Origin of the sequence: Hydrogenophaga electricum (genome assembly GCF_030160815.1) — a bacterium.
Classification (GTDB): domain Bacteria; phylum Pseudomonadota; class Gammaproteobacteria; order Burkholderiales; family Burkholderiaceae_C; genus Hydrogenophaga; species Hydrogenophaga electricum.
Genome location: NZ_BSPB01000018.1, coordinates 1 through 23,002 on the forward strand (window position 1 = coordinate 1; position 23,002 = coordinate 23,002).

Consider the following 23,002-nt stretch of genomic DNA (forward strand, 5'->3'; position numbering starts at 1 on the left):
GCTGGGCACGCTGGTCCAGCACCTTGAGCAGGATGATGACCCAGGTGGTCAGCGACATGATCAGCAGCACGGCGGCCACGCAGCGCGTGACGGCATCTCCCTGGGTCCACACGTGGGCCAGGCCGGAGGAGGCGAAATTGGAGTCCATGGCAAACAATCTAGAGAGGAAAGAAAAAGCGGGAAGCCGGGCGGTCAGTCGTCAAGCTTGAAGGTCAGGGGCACCACCACCGAGAGCGGTTGTGGCACGCCGTCCACCGAACCTGGCCGGAACTTCCAGCGACGGACGGTTTCCAGGGCCGCCTGGTCAAGCCGGGGGTAACCGCTGGAGGTGCTGACTTGAACTTGGCTGGGGCTGCCGTCGACCTCCACGAAAACGCGGAGCCTGACCACACCTTCCTCCCGCATGCGCCGCGACAGGGCCGGGTAGGTCGGTAACGGGTTTCTGAGATAGTCCGGCGTCTCGGAAGGCAGCACGATCTTGGGGGGCGCGGGCGGAGCCGGGGGCGCTGGCGGAGCGGGCGGCGCAGCCACCACCGGGGCCGGCATCGGCGGTGGCGCCACCGGGGCGGTGTCGGGGGCCGGATCGGGGCTGGCCACCGGCTGCGGCTGCGGCTGAGGACGCGGTGGCGTGGGTTCGCGACGCTGCGGCTGGGGTTTCGGCGGCGGTTCGGCGGGGGGCGGGGGAGCCACTTCGGGCCGTGGCGCCTCGATGACCTGGCCCAGCACTTCAACCGGGATGACCAGTTCCACCGCGCGGCGCAGCAGCCCCGATTGCAGCGCCCACAGCCCGCCCACATGCAGCACGACGACTACGCCCACGATGAACAGGCGGCGGTGCTGCGGGGAGAGTGATGGCTGGGGCTGCTCAAGCACCAGAGGCAATGAGGGGGCGCTGGCGTGGGTCATGAAGGCGGAAGGCGGTCAGGGGCTGTCGTTGGTGAAGATCAGGTGCGCAGCACCCACCACAGCGCACCCACTATCAGCGCGAGGCTGCCACCGAGAAAGGTCAGGCTGGTCAACATGCGTGTCCTCCTTCGTCGAGAGTGGTACCGTGATGATGCGATTATAAATGCGAATTCATCGCATTCGCGGTCATGTTGAAAATTGATGCAAGTGCCGGCGCACCAGGAACGCTCCTCAGACCAGCAGTTCGGGGGTGGCCTGGCCGAGATCCCGGCAGCCGCACAGGGCCATGGCCATCTCCAGCTCGTCGCGCAACAGGCGGATGACGTGCGACACGCCCTGGGCGCCGCCGTGGGCGAGCCCGTGGATCACCGGTCGCCCGAGCAGAACGGCGGAGGCCCCGAGGGCCATGGCCTTGAGCACGTCGGTGCCGCGCCGGATGCCGCCATCCACGAGCACGGGCACCGCTCCCCGGACCGCGTCCACCACGGCGGGCAGGCGTTCGGCGGTCGGTGTCACCGTGTCCAGCGTGCGGCCGCCATGGTTGGAGACCACGATGCCGGCAACCCCGTGTTCGAGGGCTTCTCGGGCATCGGCGGGGTGCGTGATGCCTTTGAGCAGCACAGGCAGGCGCGTGTGGGCGCACAGCCAGTCCACGTCGGCCCAGGTCAGTGCGTGCGCGGATGCGTGGTCGAGCACGGAGCCGGGGTGGGTGGCGGCCGGCGCCATGCCCGCCAGATTGACGGCTGCCACCCCCGGAGGCAGGCGGAAACCGGCGCGGCGTTCGCGATCGCGTGCACCGCTGACAGGGGCGTCGACGGTCAGCACCAGCGCCTCGTAGCCTGCGGCCTCCACCCGGCGCACCAAGGCCTGGGTGAAGGCCCGGTCCGGCTGGATGTAGAGCTGGAACCAGAGCGGGCCCCGGTCCGCGTCGCCGAGCACCAACTGGGCGACCTGCTCCAGGGGCACATTGGCCTGGGTGCTGAGCACCATGCCGGCGCCCAGCGCGGCGGCGGCCAGTGCCGTGGCCAGTTCGCCATGGGGATGGGCCAGGCGCTGATGTGCCATCGGGGCGACCAGGATCGGGTGGGCCAGGGTGCGCCCCAGCAGCGACAGGCGGGTGTGCCCGCCGCTCAGGGGCTGCAGGACACGCGGTGCCAGCCGGAGACGCTGCCACGCGGCTGCGTTGTCGCGCAGCGTGATTTCGTCGGCCGCACCGCCGTTGAAGTAGGCCTGCGCCTGGGCGTCCAGCACCTGGCTGGCGCGGGCCTCGTGGTCGGCCAGCGACACCAGACCGTCGAACACATTGCCGGCCGTTGGCGGCGCCGCTGCGTGGGGGCGCTCGCTCATGTGTCTGCCCACATGCGCAGGAGGTTGTGGTAAGTGCCGGTCAGCGCGGTGGTTTCGGGGCTGTCCCCTTCGCGCTGGCGCAGCTTCAGCAGGTTCATGTCCAGGTCGTAGAGCAGGCGCCGCTGCTCGTCGCTGCGCACGCGGCTCTCGATCCAGAAAAACGAGGCGAGTCGCTCGCCCCGCGTGACCGGTGTGACCTGGTGGACGCTGGTGCCCGGGTAGAGCACCAGATCGCCGGCCGGCAGCTTGACGCCCCGGGTGCCGTAGGTGTCGCTGACGGTCAGTTCACCGCCGTCGTACTCGTCCGGGTCGGACAGGAAGAGGGTGCACGAAATGTCGGTCCGCACCCATTGCTGGTCGGCGCGCGAGTGCAGGATGGCGCCGTCCACATGCGGGCCGTAGGTATTGGCATTGCCCCCGTAGCGGTTGAACAGGGGGTTGAAGATCTTGCGCGGCAGCGTGGCCGAGAAAAACAGCGGATCGCGCTGAACCGCTGCCAGGACCAGCGCCCGCAGCGTCTGGGCGGCGGGGCTGTCCTGGGCCAACTGGTGGTTGTGCTTTTGGGCGAGAGCCTGTCCCCCCGCGCTGCTGCGCCCGTCGATCCAGGGTGCCTGCGGTGCTTGCAACAGCGCACGGGCCTGTTGCAGTTCCGCTGGGGTCAGGATGCCTTTGAGGTGCAGCAGCATGGGGAGGTCAGAACAGCGTCTTGAGCGTGACCTGGACCTTGCGGGCCTGGCCGGGCACGTAGAAACCGCGGTACAGGGAGTCCGCGTAGAGCTTGTCGGTCAGGTTCGTGATGTTCAGGCGGACCGAGGTGTTCTCACTGAAGCTGTATTCGGCCATGGCGTCCACGGTGGTGAAGGCCTTGGCGGTGACGTGGCGGGCCCCTTCGGGGTTTTGCTCGCCGCGGTAGTTCAGGCCCATGCCCAGGCGCAGTTGCGGCAGCACCAGGTAGGTGGTCCAGAGGCTCGCGCTGTGTTTCGGGGTCAGGCCCGGGCGATCGCCCTTGACCTGGGCGCCGGTGCCGGTGGCGCTGAGGGCCACGTTGCTCTGGTCGATGCGCGCACTCGGGATCCAGGTGTGGTTGTAGAACAGCTCCCAGCGGGGCGTGATGCGACCCGCGAAGTTGAACTCCATGCCGGTGGCGTGCCGCTTGCCGGAGAGCAGCATCTGGCTCGCGGCCGTGTCGGTGTCGGTGTTGCGTTCGTTGTACTTCTCGCTGCGGAACAGGGCGACGCCCAGCGTGCCGCGGTTGTCGAAGACCTCGAACTTGCCACCGATTTCGACGTTGCGGCTCTTTTCCGGCGGCGTGTTGGTCAGCTTCGAGTTGGCGCTGCCGGGATCGGCGCAGGCGTTGATGCTGTAGCCGTAGGTGTCGCCGGAGGTGTTGTACGACGTGCCGACGGACGCGTAGTAGGACGCCTGCTCGCTGGGCTGGAACAGCACGCCCAGGCGCGGGCTCCACAGGCCTTCGTCGATCTTGAGCTTGCGCACGGGGTCGCAGGCATTGGTGAGGTAGGTGGAGGTGAAGTTGTCGTAACGCAGCCCACCGACCAGCTTGACGGTGTCGGTCACGGCGAGCGTGTCCTGCGCGTAGAGGCCGACGTTGGTGGTCTTGAACTGGTTGAGCACCGGTGCGGGGCGCATCACGCCACTGACGGCGCCGTCGTCGGGGTTGCCGACCGTGGTGGTCAGGCCGGAGGCTTCGCCGGCATAGCTGTTGTTGCGCTTGGCGTCCTCGATGCTGAGATCGACACCGGCCACGAGGTCGTGCTTCTTGCCCAGCAGTTCGAACTTGTTGGTGAAGTCGCTTTGCACCTGGGTCAGATCGCTCGTGCCGATGCGGCCCTTGGGCGTGCGGCTGATGACCGTGCCCGGATTGAGGTTGTCGATCGTGGTGCCCTGTGCGAACCGGACCACGCTGGCCCAGAGGTCACGCTCGTAGCGGCCATGGCGCACGGTGGTCTTGAGTTCGCTGTCGCGGTCGAAGCGGTGCTTGTGGCTGAAGTTCAGGTAGGTGGTCTCGGTGCGCAGATAGTCGCTGGCCAGGCCGTAGTAGCGGTCGGCCGGCAGCGACGGCACGATGGCGCCGTCGGCCAGGAACCACGGGTGGTTGTACAGCGGCGTGCTGTCGGTCTCCAGGTGGTACAGGCCGACCGAGAACTCGTCCTTGAGCCCGATGCCCCAGCGGTAGGTGGGTGCGATGCCTTTCTTGTCGACCGACATGCCCTTGTTGTCGGCGTCGTGGACCAGGGCATTGATGCGCAGGGCGGCGTCATCCCCGGTCTTGATGTTGAAGTCGCCGGTCAGCCGCACCTCTTTGCCGGTGCCAATGGTGGTGTTCACCTCATGGCGGTCCATCAGGAACGGCTGTTTGCTGACCTGGTTGACCACCCCGCCGGTCGAACCCTTGCCGAAGAGCATGGAGGCCGAGCCCTTGAGCACTTCGACCCGGTCGAGGTTGTAGGTGTCGCGCTCGATCAGGGGGGCGTCGCGCATGCCGTCGACGTAGATGTCGCCGGCCTGTCCGAGCGAGAAACCCCGCAGGCGAACGTCTTCCTCGCCCGTTTCGCCGGCCTGGAAGGTGACGCCCGCGGTGGCCTTGAGCACGTCGCGGAAGTCGTCGAGGTTGCGGTCGTCCATCAGCATTTCCGTCATCACGGTGACGGTCTGCGGGATGTCGCGCAAGGCCTGCTGCCCCTTGCCGATGGTGGTCTGGGTGGCGCGCAGGGTGCTTTTGCCCTGGATTTCCTCGGGGTCAGCCTGGCCCCGTACCGTCACGGTCCGCAGAACGGTGTCGGTGCTGGGTGTGGTTTGCGCCAGGGCGTTCAGCGAGCCGGCCAGCAGCATGGCGCCCAGGGGCAGCACCACGGCACTGCTGGGCAAGGACGGCGTTTCCACGCGGGGGGTGAGGGCGGCGCCGGTGGCGCGGCGTTTTTGGGGGTGTCTGGACATGGTTGCAGTGTGGAAGGAGCGGGGACATGGCTGGCTGCAACGCAAGGCGTGGTGGCTGGCTGGGGCGCTCAAAATGTAAAGCTAATACAAACTATTCGCAATGAAATGTGATGCAATGAGCTTGCGCTGTTGCATGGCAGCAAAAATCTATGGGCCTCATAGTGACTATCAATTCTTGCAATTGATAGATATCGGCTATGATTGACCCCGTTGCAGCGTTTCAGCGCTTCCCAACACCCGTTTCATCCACCAAGCAAGGAAACACCATGTCCCTGATCAATACCCAAGTCCAGCCCTTCAAGACCCAGGCTTTCCACAACGGCAAGTTCATCGAAGTCTCTGACGAAAGCCTCAAGGGCAAGTGGTCCGTGCTGATCTTCATGCCGGCCGCCTTCACCTTCAACTGCCCGACCGAAGTGGAAGACGCTGCCGACAACTACGCCGAATTCCAGAAGGCCGGTGCCGAGGTCTACATCGTCACCACCGACACCCACTTCTCGCACAAGGTCTGGCACGAAACCTCCCCCGCCGTGGGCAAGGCCAAGTTCCCCCTGGTCGGCGACCCCACCCACGTGCTGACCAACGCTTTCGGCGTGCACATCCCTGAAGAAGGTCTGGCGTTGCGCGGCACCTTCATCATCAACCCCGAAGGCGTGATCAAGACGATGGAAGTGCATTCCAACGAAATCGCCCGCGACGTCGGTGAAACCCTGCGCAAGCTGAAGGCCGCCCAGTACACCGCCGCCAACCCCGGCCAGGTGTGCCCGGCCAAGTGGAAGGAAGGCGCCAAGACCATCGCTCCGTCGCTGGAACTGGTCGGCAAGATCTGATTCTGATCTCCCCCCTGCGCCGCTGACGCGGCTTCCCCCCTCCCTGGCGCGGCTTGCGCCGCTGGGAGGCGGGACGGCACCTGTGGCCCGGCCAAGCCGGTTCCACGGTGCCCCTCGGTGAAGGATTTCTTTCCGCTTGCCTGGCAGTTCCGCTGCCTCATGGGTTTGTTCGCAGGCCCATGCACCAGCGGCCTTCCGCAGCACCTTATTTCCTTTCAAGGAGTTCACCATGCTCGACGACACGATGAAGACCCAGCTCCAGACCTATCTGGGCATGCTGCGCCAGCCGATCCACCTGATCGCTTCGCTGGACGACAGCGAAACCGCGCGCGACACGCGCGGCCTGCTGCAGGACATCGCCAGCCTGTCGGACAAGGTCACCTTCGACGAATCGGGCACCGATGCCCGCAAGCCGTCCTTCGTGGTGGCCCGCCAGGGTGAGACCACCGGCGTGCGCTTTGCCGGCCTGCCGCTGGGCCACGAATTCACCTCGCTGGTGCTGGCCCTGCTGTGGACCGGCGGCCATCCGCCCAAGGTCGAACAGGAGGTGATCGACTCGATCAAGTCGCTCGATGGCGACTTCCGCTTCGAGGTCTACATGTCCTTGACCTGCCACAACTGCCCGGACGTGGTGCAGGCGTTGTCGCTGATGACCATCGTCAACCCGAAGATCCAGACCGTGGTGATCGAAGGCGGTGCCTTCCAGGCCGAGGTCGAATCGCGCCAGATCATGGCCGTACCCATGGTGTTCCTCAATGGCGAGGTGTTTGCTTCCGGCCGCATGACCGTGGAAGAAATCGTTGCCAAGCTGGACACCAAGTCGGGCGAGCGCGAAGCCGCCAAGCTCAACGCCAAGGACGCCTACGACGTGCTGGTGGTCGGCGGTGGCCCGGCCGGCGCGGCGGCCGCAGTGTACGCGGCCCGCAAGGGCATCCGCGTGGGCGTGGCTGCCGAGCGCATGGGCGGCCAGGTCAACGACACCATGTCGATCGAGAACTACATCTCGGTGCTGGAAACCGACGGCCCGAAGTTCGCCGCCGCGCTCGAAGCCCAGGTGCGCCACTACGAAGTCGACGTGATGAACCTGCAACGCGCCGAGAAGCTGATTCCGGCCGAAGAGCCCGGTGGCCTGGTGCAGGTGCAACTGGCCCATGGCGGCGTGCTCAAGGCGCGCAGCGTGATCCTGTCCACCGGTGCGCGCTGGCGCAATGTCAACGTGCCGGGCGAGCAGGAATACAAGAACAAGGGCGTGGCCTACTGCCCGCACTGCGACGGCCCGCTGTTCAAGGGCAAGCGCGTGTCGGTCATCGGTGGCGGCAATTCCGGCGTGGAAGCGGCCATTGATTTGGCCGGCGTGGTCGAGCACGTGACGCTGATTGAATTCGCCGACCAGCTCAAGGCCGATGCCGTGCTGGTGAGCAAGCTCAAGAGCCTGCCGAACGTGGAGATCCACGTGAATGCGCAGACCACCGAGATCACCGGTGATGGCAGCAAGGTCACTGGCCTGAAGTACAAGGACCGCGCCACGGGCGAGGAGCACACCGTGCCGCTGGCTGGCGTGTTTGTGCAGATCGGCCTCGTGCCCAACACCGAGTTCCTCAAGGGCACGGTGGAGCTCAGCCGCTTCGGTGAGATCGTGGTCGACGCCAAGGGCCACACCAATGTGGCCGGTGTGTTCGCTGCCGGCGACTGCACCACGGTGCCGTACAAGCAGATCGTGATCGCCGCGGGAGAAGGCGCCAAGGCGGCGCTCAGCGCCTTCGATCACCTGATCCGGCAGCCCGTGGCGATGGCCGAAGCGGTGGCCTGAACGCCGCAGAATCGATTCTCCCGACCGCCCGAAGGCCCTGGATTCCAGGGCCTTTTTTTGTGCCTGTGCCGACACGGTGCGGACCGCAGTGAAAGTTTCGCGTCAGGTGTGCGGGCGTTTGCTAGGGGCTTTCCCTTAAAGCGGCCTAAGGGGCGCGGTGGTGCAATTTTTCTGTAAGCCTGGCTTCTCAGAGTCGCGCCCGTAACGCTGTGAGGACCGCAGACAACGACCCAGAAGACGGTCCCCGGCGTGCAAACGGTGGCGGGTATTCCCGCTGTTCAATCAGCCACACTGAGAGGAGACACATCATGTCAGGCGACAACAACGCGAAGGCCTACTGGTCCGCGACGCTGGGCTTGCTGACCAAGGTTCTGGTCATCTGGTTCGTCGTGTCCTATGGCGCAGGCATTCTGTTTGCCGATGCGCTCAACGGCATCAAGCTGGGCGGCTATCCCGTCGGCTTCTGGTTTGCCCAACAGGGATCGATCTATGTGTTCATTGCGCTGATCTTCTGGTACGCCAAGAAGATGGGCGACATCGACCGCAAGTTCGGCATGCAAGAAGACTGATCAAGAGGGCTATCGCACCATGGAACTTCAAACCCTGACCTACCTTGTGGTGGGTATCACCTTTGCGATCTACATAGGTATCGCCTTCTGGGCGCGTGCCGGAAGTACTTCCGAGTTCTACGTCGCTGGCGGTGGCGTGCACCCCGTGACCAACGGCATGGCCACGGCGGCCGACTGGATGTCGGCCGCATCCTTCATCTCGATGGCTGGCCTGATCTCCAACATGGGCTACGGCGGTGCCGTGTTCCTGATGGGCTGGACCGGCGGCTACGTGCTGCTGGCCTGCCTGCTGGCGCCGTACCTGCGCAAGTTCGGCAAGTTCACCGTGCCCCAGTTCATCGGTGACCGCTACTACTCGCAAATGGCCCGCACCACCGCCGTGGTCTGCCTGCTGGTGGCTTCCACCACCTACATCATCGGTCAGATGACCGGCGTGGGCGTGACCTTCTCGCGCTTCCTGGGGGTGTCGAGCGAAACCGGCATCTACATCGGCCAGGCCATCGTGTTCTTCTACGCGGTGTTCGGCGGCATGAAGGGCATCACCTACACCCAGGTGGCCCAGTACATCGTGCTGATTCTGGCCTACATCATTCCGGCGATCTTCATTTCGCTGAACCTGACCGGCAACTTCCTGCCCCAGTTGGGCCTGGGTTCCGACCTGGCCGGCACCGACGTGGCGTTGCTGGCCAAGCTCGACCAGGTGGTCAAGGACCTCGGCTTCAGCCAGTACACCACCAGCTCGGCCGGTTCGATGCTGAACATGTTCTGCTTCACGCTGTCGCTGATGATCGGTACCGCCGGTCTGCCGCACGTGATCGTGCGCTTCTTCACCGTGCCCAAGGTGGCCGATGCACGCATGTCGGCCGGCTGGGCGCTGGTGTTCATTGCCCTGCTGTACACCACGGCCCCGTCCGTGGGCGCCATGGCCCGCCTGAACCTTTTCGGTACGGTCAATACCGCCGTGGGCCTGGGCAGTGGTCCTGACGGTCAGATGGTCGTGAAGTCCGACGTGGTCAAGGGCAATGCCGACCTGTTTGCGGCCGACGCCAGTCTGAAGTACGAGGAGCGGCCCGACTGGATGAAGCGCTGGGAACAGACCGGCCTGCTGAAGTTTGCAGACAAGAACGGTGATGGCCGCATCCAGTTCTACAACGACGCCACCAAGAACGAAGCCGTGAAGGCCAAGGCCGAAGCCGCGGGCTGGAAGGGCAACGAACTGACGGTGAATGCCGACATCATCGTGCTGGCCAACCCCGAAATTGCCCAACTGCCCAACTGGGTGATCGCACTGGTCGCTGCCGGTGGTCTGGCGGCGGCGCTGTCGACCGCGGCCGGTCTGCTGATGGCCATCTCCTCGGCGGTTTCGCACGACCTGATCAAGGGCGTTTTCAAACCCGATATTTCCGAAAAGGGTGAGCTCTTTGCCGGCAAGGTGGCCATGGCCGTGGCGATCGTGATCTCGGGTTGGCTGGGGTTGAATCCACCAAGCTTCGCGGCGGGTACCGTGGCGCTGGCCTTCGGTATCGCGGCTTCGACCATCTTCCCCGCGATCATGATGGGCATCTTCAGCAAGAGCATCAACGACAAGGGCGCCACCGCCGGCATGCTGGCGGGCCTGTTTGTGGTGCTGTTCTACGTGTTTGCCCACAAGGGGATCTTCTTCATCAAGGGCACCGAGTACCTGGGCCTGGTCGGCGGCAACAATGGCTTCTTCGGCATCTCGCCGGAAGGCTTTGGTACCGTGGGGGCGCTGGTGAACTTCCTCGTTGCCTACCTCGTGAGCAAGGCTTCCAAGCCGGTGCCGGCGCACATCCAGGATCTGGTGGAGTCGGTACGCGTGCCCAAGGGCGCTGGTGGCGCGGTCGCCCACTGAGCGGCGCCTGAACCCTGCCGGACGGCTTCGGCCGTCCGGATCTGACCGCCCCGTTGCCGACGCAACGGGGTTTTTTATGGTGACAATCCTGTATCGACAGTGGGCTGTTGCCAGCCACAGAAACGAGACCGCATGAGCATCTTCATTCTCAACTGGGTATTTCTGCTGGCCTTGGTGCCGGTGGCCTTTTTCTGGCTGCGCCGTGCCTGGCGCATCGTGGTGCGGCGCGATTTTTCCGAGGTGGCGCTGAAGAAGGGCGTACCGCCTGCAGATGCCGAGCGGTATGCGCCGTACGAAATGATCATCAACCTGATCGGCGGTGTCGTGCTGGTTGGCGTGCTGGTGGCCGTGCTCGGCTTCCAGGCTCTGGAGCGCGAGGACTGGATTGCGGTGGCCGGCTCCACGCTGTGGATGAAGCTGTTTCTGTCGTTCGCCCTGAGCCGCCAGGCGCATGGCGGCATTTCGGCGCTCGGGCGCAAGGGCGGGGAGCCCAAGCGCTGAGAGCGCGGCACGCGTTCTTGGTGCCTCAGTAAGCCAGCCGCTCAGGCCGGATTTCCTGCAGGATGGTGGTGGCGATTTCTTCGATCGACTTCGTCGTCGTCGACAGCCAGCGAATGCCTTCGCGGCGCATCATCGATTCGGCTTCGGCCACTTCCATGCGGCAGTTCTGCAGGCTGGCATAGCGGGAATTCGGGCGGCGCTCGTTGCGGATTTCCGAGAGCCGTTCGGGCGCAATGGTGAGTCCGAAGATCTTCTTGCGGTGCGGCACCAGGGCCGGCGGCAGGCGGCGGCGGTCGAAGTCTTCCGGAATCAGCGGGTAGTTGGACGCCTTGAGACCGTGCTGCATGGCCAGGTACAGCGAGGTCGGGGTTTTGCCGCTGCGGCTCACGCCCACCAGGATCACGTCGGAGCTTTCCAGGTCGGTGTTGAGTTGTCCATCGTCGTGGGCCAGCGAGAAGTTGATGGCCTCGATGCGGTCGTGGTATTCCTTGCTTTTGGACACATCGGAGAAGCGCCCGACGCGGTGGTTCGACTTGATGCCCAGTTCCTGCTCGATCGGCTGCACGAAGGTGGCGAACATGTCCAGCATCTTGCCCTGGCACTGCTCGCGGAACACGGCCAGCACGTCCTGGTTGACCACCGTGGTGAACACCAGCGGGCGTTTGCCCTCGATGGTGGCCGTGTGGTTGATCTGCCGCACCGCCTGGTGGGCCTTGTCGACACTGTCCAGAAAGGGCAGCCGGACGCGCCGGATCGCGGTTTCGAACTGCGCCAGGATGGCGTTGCCAAAGGTTTCGGCCGTGATGCCGGTGCCGTCGGAGACGAAGAAGGCAGTGCGGTTGGACATGGTGCGTGCAAGGGATTTCATGAAGGGCGCAGGCATTTTCATGCCCGGCCAGTATCCGCAGAAAGGCCGGATCGGGCGGGGCACCCTACAATTTGGGGATGGGCCGCAAAACCATTATCGCCAAGGCGCTGGCGCTTTTGCGGTCCCTCGAATACAGCCCCCGGCCCCGTTGCCAGACCCACAACAGAACCACAGGTCGGCCACGAGGTGCATGGAGCCCACCGGTTTTTCAACCTTAGGAGTCTTCCCATGTCCAACCTGTTCGAGGCGACCGCTCTGGTCGTGCCCTTCGAAAAACTGCGCATGACCGATGTCGAATCGGTCGGCGGCAAGAACGCCAGCCTGGGCGAAATGATCTCGCAGTTGCCCCAGGGGGTGAAGGTGCCCACGGGCTTTGCCACCACGGCACATGCCTTTCGCGAGTTCCTCAAGTTCAACGGTCTGACCGAACGCATCAGCCAGCGGCTGGCGGCACTTGACACGGAAGACGTGCGCGCCCTGGCCGAAGCCGGTGCCGAGATCCGTGGCTGGGTCGAAGCGCAGCCCTTTCCGGCCGATCTGGAAGAGGCCATCCGCGAAGCCTTTGCCACGCTTGCCGGCGACAACCTGCAGGCCTCGTTTGCGGTGCGTTCGTCGGCCACGGCCGAAGACCTGCCCGATGCATCGTTCGCTGGCCAGCAGGAAACCTTCCTGAACGTGGTCGGCATCGAGGACGTGCTGCACAAGATGAAGGAGGTGTTCGCCTCGCTCTACAACGACCGCGCCATCAGCTACCGCGTGCACAAGGGCTTTGCCCACGACGTGGTGGCGCTGTCGGCCGGTGTGCAGCGCATGGTGCGCTCCGACCTGGGCACCGCCGGCGTGATGTTCACCATCGACACCGAAAGCGGTTTTGAGGACGTGGTCTTCATCACCGCCAGCTACGGCCTGGGCGAAACGGTGGTGCAGGGGGCGGTGAATCCCGACGAGTACTACGTGCACAAGCCCATGCTCAAAGCGGGCAAAAAGGCCGTGATCCGCCGCAACCTGGGCAGCAAGCTGATCCAGATGGTGTTCTCCACACCCGAAGAAAAGGCCGCTTCCGGCAAGCTGGTCAAGACCATCGACGTGCCGGTCGAGCAGCGCAACCGCTACAGCCTGAGCGAGGCCGATGTCGAACAACTGGCGCAGTACGCGCTGGTGATCGAGCAGCACTATGGCCGTCCGATGGACATCGAGTGGGGCAAGGACGGCACCGACGGCCAGCTCTACATCCTGCAGGCCCGCCCCGAAACGGTGAAGAGCCAGTCGGCCGGCAAGACCGAGCTGCGCTACAAGCTCAAGGGCAAGGGGGCCGTGCTGGCGTCCGGTCGTGCCATCGGCCAGAAGGTGGGCACGGGCCCGGTGCGGCTGGTGCACAACATCAGCGAGATGGACAAGGTGCAGCCGGGCGACGTGCTGGTCACCGACATGACCGACCCGAACTGGGAGCCGGTGATGAAGCGCGCCAGCGCCATCGTCACCAACCGCGGCGGGCGCACCTGCCACGCCGCCATCATCGCGCGCGAGCTGGGCATTCCGGCCGTGGTCGGTTGCGGCGATGCCACCGACACGCTCAAGGACGGCACGCTGGTCACGGTGAGCTGCGCCGAGGGCGACACCGGCCACATCTACGACGGCCTGCTGGAAACCGAAGTGACCGAGGTCCAGCGCGGTGAAATGGCCGACGCCGGCGTCAAGGTCATGATGAACGTGGGCAACCCGCAACTGGCCTTCGACTTTGCGCAGATCCCCAACGGCGGTGTGGGGCTGGCGCGGCTGGAGTTCATCATCAACAACAACATCGGCGTGCACCCCAAGGCCATCCTCGACTATCCGGCGGTCGATGCCGACCTGAAGAAGGCGGTGGAATCGGTGGCGCGCGGCCACGCCAGCCCGCGCGCCTTCTACGTCGACAAGGTCGCCGAAGGGGTGGCCACCATCGCGGCCGCCTTCTGGCCCAAGCCCGTCATCGTGCGCCTGTCGGATTTCAAGTCCAACGAGTACCGCAAGCTGGTCGGTGGCAGCCGCTACGAGCCCGATGAAGAGAACCCCATGCTGGGCTTCCGTGGCGCGGCACGCTACATCAGTGCGGACTTTGCCGAAGCCTTTGCCATGGAGTGCGAAGCCCTCAAGCGCGTGCGCGAGGACATGGGCCTGACCAACGTGCAGGTGATGGTGCCCTTCGTGCGCACGCTGGAGCAGGCGCGCAAGGTCACCGAACTGCTGGCGGCCCAGGGCCTCAAGCGCGGCGAGCACGAACTTCAGCTCATCATGATGTGCGAGATCCCGAGCAACGCGGTGCTGGCGCACGAGTTTCTGAAGTACTTCGACGGTTTCTCCATCGGTTCCAACGACCTGACCCAGCTCACCCTGGGGCTGGACCGCGACTCCGGCCTGGAGCTGCTGGCGCACGACTTCGACGAACGCGACCCCGCGGTCAAGGCGCTGCTGAAACTGGCCATCGGCGCCTGCAAGGCCGAAGGCAAGTACGTGGGCATCTGTGGTCAGGGCCCCAGCGACCACCCGGACTTTGCCCAGTGGCTCAAGGCCGAGGGCATCAGCTCCATTTCGCTGAACCCCGACTCCGTGGTCGACACCTGGCAACTGCTCGCCGCCTCCTGATCGAAAGCTGTTCTTCCCTTCAAAGCGGCCGGGGCGACCCGGCCGCTTTTTTTCGTCTGGCCGCATGCTTGTTCCCGGGCGCGTTTGTCTGTAGGCTGAAAAGCGTAAGGGCGTGGTCAATCACCGCCCCCACAATGCCTGCAAAAAGGGGCCTTCGGGCGCCCGGGCCGAGGAGACATGCATGTTCGATGGGCTGGTCGCGCAGCGGCTGGTGGCGCTCTTTCTGGCGGGGATGGTGCTGCTGAACTTCCCGCTCCTGGCGCTGTGGGACCGGGATGCCACGTGGGGTGGCCTGCCGCTGTTTCCGCTCGCACTGTTCGCCATCTGGACCGGGCTGATCGCCGGACTGGCCTGGGTCGTCGAGCGCGGACAGGCTGACGCGCCGGAGCCCGACGAATGACGGCTTCCGTGGCTTCCGGGCCGTTGTCGCCCTGGGGCGTGGCCGCCGCCGCGCTGGCCTACGTGCTGCTGCTGTTCGCCATCGCCTACTGGGGGGATCGTCGCGCGGCCCAGGGGCGTTCGGTCATCGACAACGCCTGGGTCTACGCCCTGTCGATGGCGGTGTACTGCACGGCCTGGACCTATTTCGGCAGCGTGGGGCGGGCGGCCGACGCCGGCGTCTGGTTCCTGCCCATCTACCTGGGCCCCATGCTGGCGATGCTGCTGGCCTGGATGGTGGTGCGCAAGATGATCCGCATCGCGCGCACGCACCGCATCACCTCCATTGCGGACTTCATCGCCAGCCGTTACGGCAAGAGTCCGCTGCTGGCCGGCCTGGTGACCCTGATCACGGTGGTTGGCATCGTTCCCTACATCGCCCTGCAACTCAAAGCCATTGCCACCGCCTATGCCGTGCTCACCGCCAGCGCAGGCGCATCGCCCGCAGCGAGCGTGTGGTGGCAGGACAGCACGCTGTATATTGCGCTGGCGCTGGCCGGCTTCGCCATCGTGTTCGGCACCCGCCACATGGACAGCACCGAGCGCCACGAAGGCATGGTGGCGGCCATTGCCTTTGAATCCGTGGTCAAGCTGGTGGCGTTCCTCGCCGTGGGCCTGTTCGTGACCTACGGCCTGTTCGATGGCCTGGGGGATCTTTTTGGCCGTGCCGATGCCCAGGAAGGCCTGCGCGGACTGCTGCGTTTCGACCACGGCCAGCCATCGGCCTACACCCAGTGGCTGGGCATGACCGTGCTGGCCATGCTGTCCGTGCTGTTTTTGCCGCGGCAGTTCCAGGTCATGGTGGTGGAGAACGTGCGGGAAGCGCATCTGCGCCGCGCCGTGTGGGTGTTTCCGGCCTACATGCTGCTGATCAACCTGTTTGTGCTGCCCATTGCCCTGGGCGGCCTGCTGCTCTTCGGGACCGATGCGGGCATGAACCCGGAGAGCTACATCCTGACCCTGCCGCTGATGCACGGGCAGACGGCGCTGGCCATGGTCGCTTTCATCGGTGGGCTATCGGCGGCCACGGGCATGGTCATTGTCGAAGCGATCGCGGTGTCGACCATGGTCTGCAACGACCTGGTCATGCCCTGGCTGCTGCGCCACCGCCGTTTCGGGGCCGGACGGGGCGATCTGTCCGGCTGGCTGCTGGGCATTCGCCGTGTGGCCATGCTGCTGATCCTGCTGCTGGGCTACCTGTATTTCCACCTGGCGGGCGAAGCCTATGCCCTGGTCAGCATCGGTCTGATCAGTTTTGCGGCCGTGGCCCAGTTTGCGCCCGCCATGCTGGGCGGCATGTACTGGAAGGGCGGCACGCGCCAGGGCGCGCTGGCCGGGTTGATGCTGGGGTTCGCTTTCTGGATCTACACACTGATGCTGCCTTCACTGGCCAAGTCCGGCTGGCTCGCCACCGGGTTTCTGGAAGCCGGACCCTGGGGCATCGCCTGGCTGCGGCCCGAAGCCTTTCTGGGTTTGCAGGGCCTGGACAACCTGACCCACGCTTTGTTCTGGAGCTTGCTGGCCAACATCGGCACGTATGTGGGCGTTTCGCTGTGGCGCACGCCCTCGGCCGCCGAAACCAGCCAGGCGCTGCTGTTCGTCGATGTCTTCCACCGCCAGGGACACGCTTCGCCGGTGTTCTGGCGGGGCCGGGCGCGCCTGCCCGAGTTGCGCGCGCTGGCTGCGCGTTTTCTGGGTGATCAGCGCACCCGCCAACTGCTGCGCAGCCATGCCCAGGCCCGTGGCCTGCGGGACGAAGAGGCGTTGCCCGCCGATGCGCGCCTGGTGCATTTTGTCGAGACCCAACTGGCGGGCGCCATCGGCAGCGCCTCGGCGCGCGTGATGGTGGCTTCGGTGGTGGAGGAAGATTCGCTGGATCTGCAGGACGTGATGCGCATCCTCGACGAGGCTTCGCAGCTGCGTGCGTATTCGCACGCGCTGGAAGAGAAGTCCCGTTCCCTGGAGCGCGCCACGGCCGAACTTCGGCAGGCCAACCACCAGTTGCAGAGCCTGGACCGCATGAAGGACGACTTCATGTCGTCGGTGACGCACGAGCTGCGCACGCCCTTGACGTCCATCAGGGCGCTGTCCGAGCTGATGCGCGACGATCCCGGCATCGAAGCGGCGCAGCGCCAGCAGTTCCTGGACATCATCGTGGCCGAGACCGAGCGCCTGACCCGGCTGGTGAACCAGGTGCTGGATCTGGCCAAGATCGAGGCCGGGCACGCCGAATGGCATCCCGGTGACGTGGACCTGCGAGCGGTGCTGGCCCAGGCGGTGGGCACCATGGCCGAAAGCTGCCGCGAGCGCGGCGTGACGCTGGTGCAGGAGCTGCCCGATCGCGTGCCCACGGTGCGGGTCGATCCCGACCGCATCACGCAGGTGGTGCTCAACCTGCTGTCCAATGCCGTGAAATACACGCCGGACGGTCAGGGGCGCATCCGCTTGCGGCTGTTCGCGCAGGCGGCAGCGCTGGTGGTGGAGGTGGAAGACAATGGACCGGGCATCCCCCCGGATCAGCAGGCGCTGGTGTTCGAAAAATTCCGCCAGGTGGGCGGCGATGCGCACTACCGGCCCGGGGGCACGGGTCTGGGGCTGCCGATCAGCCGCCAGATCGTCGAGCACTTCGGCGGCCGCATGTGGTTGCGCAGCGTGCCGGGGCAGGGCGCCTGCTTCGGCTTTTCGCTGCCGCTGCCGGCCGACCCCATAAACCGATGCCCGGAGGAGACCGTGTGATGAGCCAGAAAATCCTGATTGCCGACGATGAACCCAACATCCTGATCTCGCTGGAATTCCTGATGAAGCGGGAAGGCTACGAAGTGCTGCTGGCGCGCGACGGGCAGGAAGCGCTGGACGTGATGGCGCGCGAACGGCCCGACCTGGTGCTGCTGGACGTGATGATGCCGGTCAAGACCGGCTTCGATGTCTGCCACGAAGTGCGCGCCAGCGAGAGCCTGCGGCATGTACCCATCCTCATGCTCACGGCCAAGGGGCGCGAGACCGATGTGGCCAAGGGCCTGGCCCTGGGCGCGGACGCCTACATGACCAAACCGTTTTCCACCCGGGAACTGGTGCAGAAGGTGCAGGAACTGCTTGGCGGCCCGCGAGCCGAATCCGGGGCATGAGCCCGGCCCGCAAGACCGATCGCCGGCTGTGGTGGCTGCTGGGAGCGGCCGCCGGCCTGTCGGTGCTGTGGCTGCTGGTGACCATCGGTCTGTTGGGGGCCACCCTGTCGGCCGCTCAGCGGGCGCAGGTCTGGTCGGTGCTGCACGATCGGGTCATGCTGGTGACGCTGACCTGGGCCGCCGGCATGGCGGCCATCGCCTGGGGGCTGCGGCGCTGGTTCGACCACTGGGTCACCCCGTCGGTGCAACTGGCTGAAGAGGCCCAGGTCGTGCTGCGCACGGATGTCGTGCGCGAGCTGCCCGCCAAAGGCAACGCCGAAACCCGGGTGCTGGTGGGCCTGTTCAACCAACTGGTGGCGCAGCGCGAGGCGCTGCGGCGCCAGATGGACGGCAAGGTGCGCGAGGCCGCCGCCGGCATCGAGCAGGAACGCAACCGCCTGGCCGCGCTCATGGCCGAGTTGACCCAGAGTGTGGTCGTCTGCAATCTGGACGGCCGCATCCTGCTCTACAACCAGCGCGCGCGCCTGCAGTTCAAGGCGCTGTCGCAGGCGCCCGGGGTGGCCGGCGGCAGCGAACTGGTGGGGCTGGGGCGCTCCATCTACACCGTGTTCGATCGCAAGCTCGTGGCCCATGCGCTCGAAAACATCCAGCAGCGCCTGCTGCGTGGCGCTGCGCAACCTTCGGCCCAGTTCGTCACGTCCACCGAAGCCGGGCAGCTGTTGCGGGTGCAGATGACGCCGGTACGCGCCACCACGGCAGGGTCCGAGGACGGACCGGTCATCGGCGGCTTCGTGCTCATGCTGGAGAACATCACCCGGGAGTTCGAGCTGGAGTCGGCGCGCGACCGGGTGCTCAACACGCTGACCGAGCGCAGCCGCGCTTCGTTGGCCAGCATCCAGGCCGCCATCGAGATGCTGGACTTCCCGGATCTCGATGCGGCCATGCGCGCCCGCTTCATGGGCGTGGTGCGCGAAGAGACCCGCGAGCTCAGCCGGCGCATCGAGGCGGTCGACGGCGACTCGGCCGACAGCCTGCGCACGCGCTGGCCGCTGGAAGACATGCTGGGAGCCGATCTGGTGGCGGCCGCGGCGCGCCGGATCGAGACGGTGACCGCCTTGCCGGTGTCCACGGCCGAGGTCGATGCGGCCCTGTGGCTGCGGGTGGAGAGCTTTTCGCTGATGCAGGCGCTGGCCTACCTGGCCGAGCGCTTGGCCGGCGAGTTCGGTGTGCGTTTCGTGCAGCTGCGCTTGTCGGCCATGCCCGGGGGCGGTGCCCGGGCGGGGGCGGAGGCGGGCAAGGCACAGCTCGACCTGATCTGGTCGGGCCAGGCCATGAGCACCGAAACCGTGATGAGCTGGGAACTGGACCCGATGACCGTGGGCGGGGAGTCCCAGCGCCTGACGGTGCGCGACGTGGTCGAGCGCCACGCCGGCGCCTTCTGGTTCGAGCGCGAACGCACCCGGCACCAGGCGTTTTTCCGCTTTCTGCTGCCGCTGGCGCCGGCGCAGGAACAGCTGGAGATGGAGACCCTTGCCCTGCCGGGCAGCCGGCCCGAGTACTACGATTTCGACCTGTTCCGCTCCACCGAGCGGTCGCGGGCACTGGACGAGTGCCTGCTCAGCGAGCTGACCTACACCGTGTTCGACACCGAAACCACGGGGTTGAACCCTTCGGATGGCGACGAGATCATCCAGGTCGGCGCGGCGCGCATCGTCAACGGCAAACTGCTGCAGCAGGAGCGCTTCGACCAACTGGTCGACCCGCGCCGGCCGATCCCGGCGGCCACGATTCCGATCCACGGTATCCACCCCGAGATGGTGGTGGGGCAGCCCACCATCGACCAGGTCCTGCCGGCCTTCCATGCTTTCGCGCGCGAGACCGTGCTGGTGGCGCACAACGCCGCCTTCGACATGCGCTTCCTGCAGCTCAAGGAGCGGCGGACCGGTGTGGTGTTCGACCAGCCGGTCCTGGACACCTTGCTGCTGTCGGCGGTGGTGCACCCCAACCAGGATTCGCACCGCCTCGAAGCGATTGCGGAGCGCTTCAACATCACCGTGGTCGGGCGGCACACGGCCATGGGCGACGCCATGGTCACGGCCGAAGTCTTCCTGCGGCTGATTCCCCTGCTGGCTGAAAAGGGCATCCGCACGCTGGGCCAGGCGCGGGAGGCGGCGCAGCAGACCTACTACGCCCGGCTCAAATACTGAACCTCTGAACCGGGCCCGCCGCCCGCAAGGCCCGCCCGCGCTCAGAAGCGGTAGCGCTGGGCCAGCACGCTCTGCAGCGAATGCACCACGGTGAACGCGTCCTTGAGCTGGGTGCGTTCGAAGTTGGACAGCTCGTCCGGGTTCAGGAAATTGTCCGGCCGCACCCCGGCGGCGCTTTGACGGGCCTGGTGCTGGATGCGCACGAACGCCAGGAGTTCCAGCGCATCGCGCAGATCGCGGGCGCTCTGCTCGCTGATGGCGCCGCCGGCCGCTGCCCCCATCAGGCGGTCGTAGGTGTTGACCGCGGGGTTGCCGCCGGCCAGCGCGTACACCCGGGCCAGGTCCACGATGGGCACCAGCCCGGCATGCTTGAGGTCGATGGTGCCCTTGTGCTCGCCGCTGCGGATGGTGCTCAGCCCCTTGAACACACCCAGCGGCGGCTGGTGCTGCAGCGCGTTGCCCACCATGTGCGCCAGAAACAGGGTGTTGCCCTGGGTGCGTTGCAGCACTTCCCGGCGCAGGCCGTCGAGCAGACCGCTGTGGCCGGACACCGCGCGCAGGTCGAAGAACACGCACGTCAGCATCAGGGCTTTGGGTTCGGGCTGACCGGTCCAGCGCTCGAAGTACGACAGCCACTGCCGGCGTGGCTGGCGCCAGGCATCGGTCATCGCCATCATCTCGCCCGGGCAATAGATGTAGCCGCAGGCATCGAGGCCATCGCAGACGAAACGCGCCAGATCCCGGAAGTAGGCGCCGTGGAGGCTTTCGTCGTAGGCGTCGTCGATGACGAGGCAGTTGTCCTGGTCGGAGCGTGCGGTCTGCTCGTTGCGCGCCTGCGAGCCGGCGGCCACCCAGACATAGTCCACCGGGGCCGGGCCCAAGCGCGCCTCGCCCATTTGCAGCAGGCGCGTCGTGATGGCGTCGGTGACCGCGGTGACGATGTGGCCGGTGCTGTAGGCCGAGGCCTCTGCCGCCGCCAGGTTCTGCTGCAGGCGGGCGGTTTTGGCGGCGATGGACTGCAGGCCCTCGATCGTGGTCTGCTTGTGGATGTCGCCCACCAGATAGACCGCCGAGGTGCTGTGCTGCTCGGTCAGGTCGGTGGCGGTGATCATGCCGGCGATGCGTTCGCCATCGAGCACCGGCACGTGGTGGATGTTGTGGCGCGCCATCAGCAGCAGGGCGTCGAACGCGGGGTTCTGCACGTCGATGGTCATCGGCGCCAGTGTGGCAATGTCGGCAATCGGTCGCTCTGTGTCCAGACCGGCGGCGACGACCCGGTTGCGCAGGTCGCGGTCGGTGATGAGGCCGAACAGGTGGTCCTGTTCCGTGATCAGCACCGAGGACACGCGCTGCGCCCGCATCAGTTGCGCGGCTTCGCGGATCGGGGTCTGGGGCGCCAGGGTGATGGGCGGGCGACGGATCAGGGCCCGCACCGGGGTGGTCATCAGGTTGAGCGCCGGATCCCCGGCCGGGGCCGGAGCGGGTGCCGGGCGGGCGCCGGCTGGCAGGGGCGGCAGGAAGAACGCCAGGGCCGGGGCTTCGCGCAGCAGGGTCTGAAGTTCGCGCTCGTTCCAGACCACCAACTGGCATTCCGTGGCCGCCACGGCGGCGCTGACCAGCAAAGCGTTGCCGGCGTCCAGGCCGAACAGCTCGTCGGCGGTGAGCGTCAGCAGCGGGTGGCCTTCCCCGTCCTGCAGCAGCACTTCGCCTTGCAGCACCCAGAACAGCTGCCGCTGCAAGGCAGGCCCGCTGGCGATGTGCTGGCCGGCGGCGCAGTGCAGCGGTTGCCGTTCGGTGCCCAGCGTGCGTTGCAGCGCGGCCGGCAGGTGGCGGAAAACCCGGTGGCGGGCCAGGGCGGCGATCAGGGGAAGGGGAGGCTGGCTGGGCATGGGCGGTTTGGGCAAGGCGGTCGAAGGCATGCTATCTCGCCACGCCGGGATGGCTCCCGGGAATACCCTATGGGGGTTTGACCTGTGTCAGAGAATGCGGGTTGGTGTCCGTAAGAAGTTGGTAAGCTGAAACCCAAGAATGGCCGCACACCGCCAGCGGGCCGGTCAAAAAAATGCTGTTGCTGATCTCTTCCATCAAACTCGTGACCGAAGTGGCCCTCCTGGCCCTGGCCGGGCAGTGGGTGCTCGGGCTGCTGGTGGGGCCGAACAAAGACCGGAATGTCTTCTATCAGGTGCTGCAGCAGATCGGCAGACCGTTTGTCAAGCTGGCACGGTGGGTCACGCCGCGGCTGGTGATCGAGCGCCACCTCCCGCTGGTGGCCTTTCTGATACTGGGTTTTGTCTGGGTGCTGGCGACGCTGGCCAAGATCTCCCATTGCCTGCGTATCGGGGTGCAGTGGTGTCAATGAGGCGGTCACTGGATGCCGGGTTCGTGCGCTGGCAGGTGCGGGCGCTGCTGCTCCTGGGCGCTCATGAGCGGGCGCTGGCGCGCGTGGAGGAACGGCTGCAGGCCGAGCCGGCCGACACTTACGCCCTGGCGACACAGGCCCATCTGCTGGCGCAGGCCGGGCGCCAGCGGGAGGCCGGCGATGTGCTTGAGCGCCTGCTGGCCGTGGCGCCGGACCGTGCGGCGGCCTGGTTCAACCTGGGTTTTCTGCGTGAGGAGCAGGGGGACGCCGAGGCGGCCGAGCAGGCGTTCCGGCAGGCCATCGCGCTCGACCCCCAATGCGATCGGGCCTGGTACGGCCTGGGCCTGGCCCTGATCCGGCAGCAGCGTTTCGACGCCGCCGCCGAAGCCTTGCGCCGCAACACCGCTTTGCAACCCCTGAGTCCCTACGGCTGGTACCAACTGGCCCGGGTGCATGTGGACCGGCAGGCGCCCGAGGAGGCGGCCCAGATCATCCACCATCTGCGGCAGTTCGAGCCCAAAGTCGCCGCCCAGCTGGAGCGCGAGACCGGCCTGGGCGCCGCCCGGGTGTGAGCGGCGCCGGCTGCGCGGGC

The 23,002-nt window shown here is 66.2% G+C and carries 18 protein-coding genes; 12 read left to right on the forward strand and 6 right to left on the reverse strand.

Features of this window, described 5'->3' with window-relative positions:
* Nucleotides 1-192: 192 nt before the first annotated feature.
* The 4 genes from QQK43_RS12110 to QQK43_RS12125 all read right to left on the reverse strand — a co-directional run bounded on the left by QQK43_RS12110 (nucleotide 193) and on the right by QQK43_RS12125 (nucleotide 5,208).
* The gene (locus QQK43_RS12110) at nucleotides 193-906 is read right to left on the reverse strand and encodes an energy transducer TonB (protein WP_234267655.1); all 714 of its coding nucleotides are present in this window, start codon (nucleotides 904-906) and stop codon (nucleotides 193-195) included.
* Between the two features lie 231 nt (nucleotides 907-1,137).
* On the reverse strand, nucleotides 1,138-2,253 hold the full coding sequence (locus QQK43_RS12115) for an alpha-hydroxy acid oxidase (protein ID WP_284307973.1): 1,116 nt from the start codon (nucleotides 2,251-2,253) through the stop codon (nucleotides 1,138-1,140).
* A complete protein-coding gene (locus tag QQK43_RS12120; RefSeq protein WP_284307975.1) occupies nucleotides 2,250-2,939 on the reverse strand; it encodes a Fe2+-dependent dioxygenase in 690 nt (229 codons plus the stop codon). The genes QQK43_RS12115 and QQK43_RS12120 overlap by 4 nt, the downstream gene beginning before the upstream one ends.
* Nucleotides 2,940-2,946: 7 nt before the next feature.
* A complete protein-coding gene (locus QQK43_RS12125) occupies nucleotides 2,947-5,208 on the reverse strand; it encodes a TonB-dependent receptor (RefSeq protein WP_234267652.1) in 2,262 nt (753 codons plus the stop codon).
* 266 nt (nucleotides 5,209-5,474) lie between these two features.
* Here QQK43_RS12125 and ahpC point away from each other — a divergent pair, with 266 nt between their 5' ends.
* The 5 genes from ahpC to QQK43_RS12150 all read left to right on the forward strand — a co-directional run bounded on the left by ahpC (nucleotide 5,475) and on the right by QQK43_RS12150 (nucleotide 10,791).
* Nucleotides 5,475-6,038, forward strand: a complete 564-nt coding sequence (gene ahpC, locus QQK43_RS12130; RefSeq protein WP_234267651.1) for an alkyl hydroperoxide reductase subunit C — start codon at nucleotides 5,475-5,477, stop codon at nucleotides 6,036-6,038.
* A 229-nt stretch (nucleotides 6,039-6,267) separates the two neighbouring features.
* Nucleotides 6,268-7,848, forward strand: coding sequence for an alkyl hydroperoxide reductase subunit F (gene ahpF / locus QQK43_RS12135; protein ID WP_284307977.1), 1,581 nt, complete (start codon nucleotides 6,268-6,270; stop codon nucleotides 7,846-7,848).
* 308 nt (nucleotides 7,849-8,156) lie between these two features.
* Nucleotides 8,157-8,417 carry a DUF4212 domain-containing protein gene (locus QQK43_RS12140; protein ID WP_234267649.1) on the forward strand — a complete coding sequence of 87 codons (261 nt, stop codon included), beginning with the start codon at nucleotides 8,157-8,159 and terminating at the stop codon, nucleotides 8,415-8,417.
* A 19-nt stretch (nucleotides 8,418-8,436) separates the two neighbouring features.
* Nucleotides 8,437-10,290: a sodium:solute symporter family protein gene (locus tag QQK43_RS12145; RefSeq protein WP_284307979.1), complete on the forward strand. Its 1,854-nt coding sequence runs from the start codon at nucleotides 8,437-8,439 to the stop codon at nucleotides 10,288-10,290.
* 132 nt (nucleotides 10,291-10,422) lie between these two features.
* Nucleotides 10,423-10,791, forward strand: a complete 369-nt coding sequence (locus QQK43_RS12150) for a hypothetical protein (RefSeq protein WP_234264869.1) — start codon at nucleotides 10,423-10,425, stop codon at nucleotides 10,789-10,791.
* 25 nt (nucleotides 10,792-10,816) lie between these two features.
* Here the strand turns inward: QQK43_RS12150 and ppsR are convergent, their stop codons facing one another.
* Nucleotides 10,817-11,638, reverse strand: coding sequence for a posphoenolpyruvate synthetase regulatory kinase/phosphorylase PpsR (gene ppsR / locus QQK43_RS12155; RefSeq protein WP_234264875.1), 822 nt, complete (start codon nucleotides 11,636-11,638; stop codon nucleotides 10,817-10,819).
* Nucleotides 11,639-11,887: 249 nt separating this feature from the next.
* On the opposite strand from ppsR, the gene ppsA reads away from it, so the two are divergent.
* The 5 genes from ppsA (at nucleotide 11,888) to QQK43_RS12180 (ending at nucleotide 20,051) form a co-directional block, all read left to right on the forward strand.
* On the forward strand, nucleotides 11,888-14,281 hold the full coding sequence (gene ppsA / locus QQK43_RS12160) for a phosphoenolpyruvate synthase (RefSeq protein WP_284307980.1): 2,394 nt from the start codon (nucleotides 11,888-11,890) through the stop codon (nucleotides 14,279-14,281).
* 181 nt (nucleotides 14,282-14,462) lie between these two features.
* Nucleotides 14,463-14,681, forward strand: coding sequence for a hypothetical protein (locus QQK43_RS12165; protein WP_284307982.1), 219 nt, complete (start codon nucleotides 14,463-14,465; stop codon nucleotides 14,679-14,681).
* On the forward strand, nucleotides 14,678-17,455 hold the full coding sequence (locus QQK43_RS12170) for a sensor histidine kinase (protein ID WP_284307984.1): 2,778 nt from the start codon (nucleotides 14,678-14,680) through the stop codon (nucleotides 17,453-17,455). Before QQK43_RS12165 ends, QQK43_RS12170 begins: the two co-directional genes overlap by 4 nt.
* On the forward strand, nucleotides 17,455-17,844 hold the full coding sequence (locus QQK43_RS12175; RefSeq protein WP_234264865.1) for a response regulator transcription factor: 390 nt from the start codon (nucleotides 17,455-17,457) through the stop codon (nucleotides 17,842-17,844). Before QQK43_RS12170 ends, QQK43_RS12175 begins: the two co-directional genes overlap by 1 nt.
* Complete coding sequence (locus tag QQK43_RS12180; RefSeq protein ID WP_284307986.1) at nucleotides 17,841-20,051, forward strand: exonuclease domain-containing protein; 2,211 nt, start codon at nucleotides 17,841-17,843, stop codon at nucleotides 20,049-20,051. The genes QQK43_RS12175 and QQK43_RS12180 overlap by 4 nt, the downstream gene beginning before the upstream one ends.
* A gap of 41 nt (nucleotides 20,052-20,092) precedes the next feature.
* On the opposite strand, the gene QQK43_RS12185 is transcribed toward QQK43_RS12180, so the two are convergent.
* Nucleotides 20,093-21,970 (reverse strand): putative nucleotidyltransferase substrate binding domain-containing protein, encoded by a 1,878-nt coding sequence (locus tag QQK43_RS12185; protein ID WP_284307987.1) that lies wholly within the window; start codon nucleotides 21,968-21,970, stop codon nucleotides 20,093-20,095.
* A 143-nt stretch (nucleotides 21,971-22,113) separates the two neighbouring features.
* Here QQK43_RS12185 and QQK43_RS12190 point away from each other — a divergent pair, with 143 nt between their 5' ends.
* On the forward strand, nucleotides 22,114-22,410 hold the full coding sequence (locus tag QQK43_RS12190; protein ID WP_234264862.1) for a hypothetical protein: 297 nt from the start codon (nucleotides 22,114-22,116) through the stop codon (nucleotides 22,408-22,410).
* Nucleotides 22,407-22,982 carry a tetratricopeptide repeat protein gene (locus QQK43_RS12195; protein ID WP_234264861.1) on the forward strand — a complete coding sequence of 192 codons (576 nt, stop codon included), beginning with the start codon at nucleotides 22,407-22,409 and terminating at the stop codon, nucleotides 22,980-22,982. The genes QQK43_RS12190 and QQK43_RS12195 overlap by 4 nt, the downstream gene beginning before the upstream one ends.
* The last annotated feature ends 20 nt before the right edge of the window (nucleotides 22,983-23,002 follow it).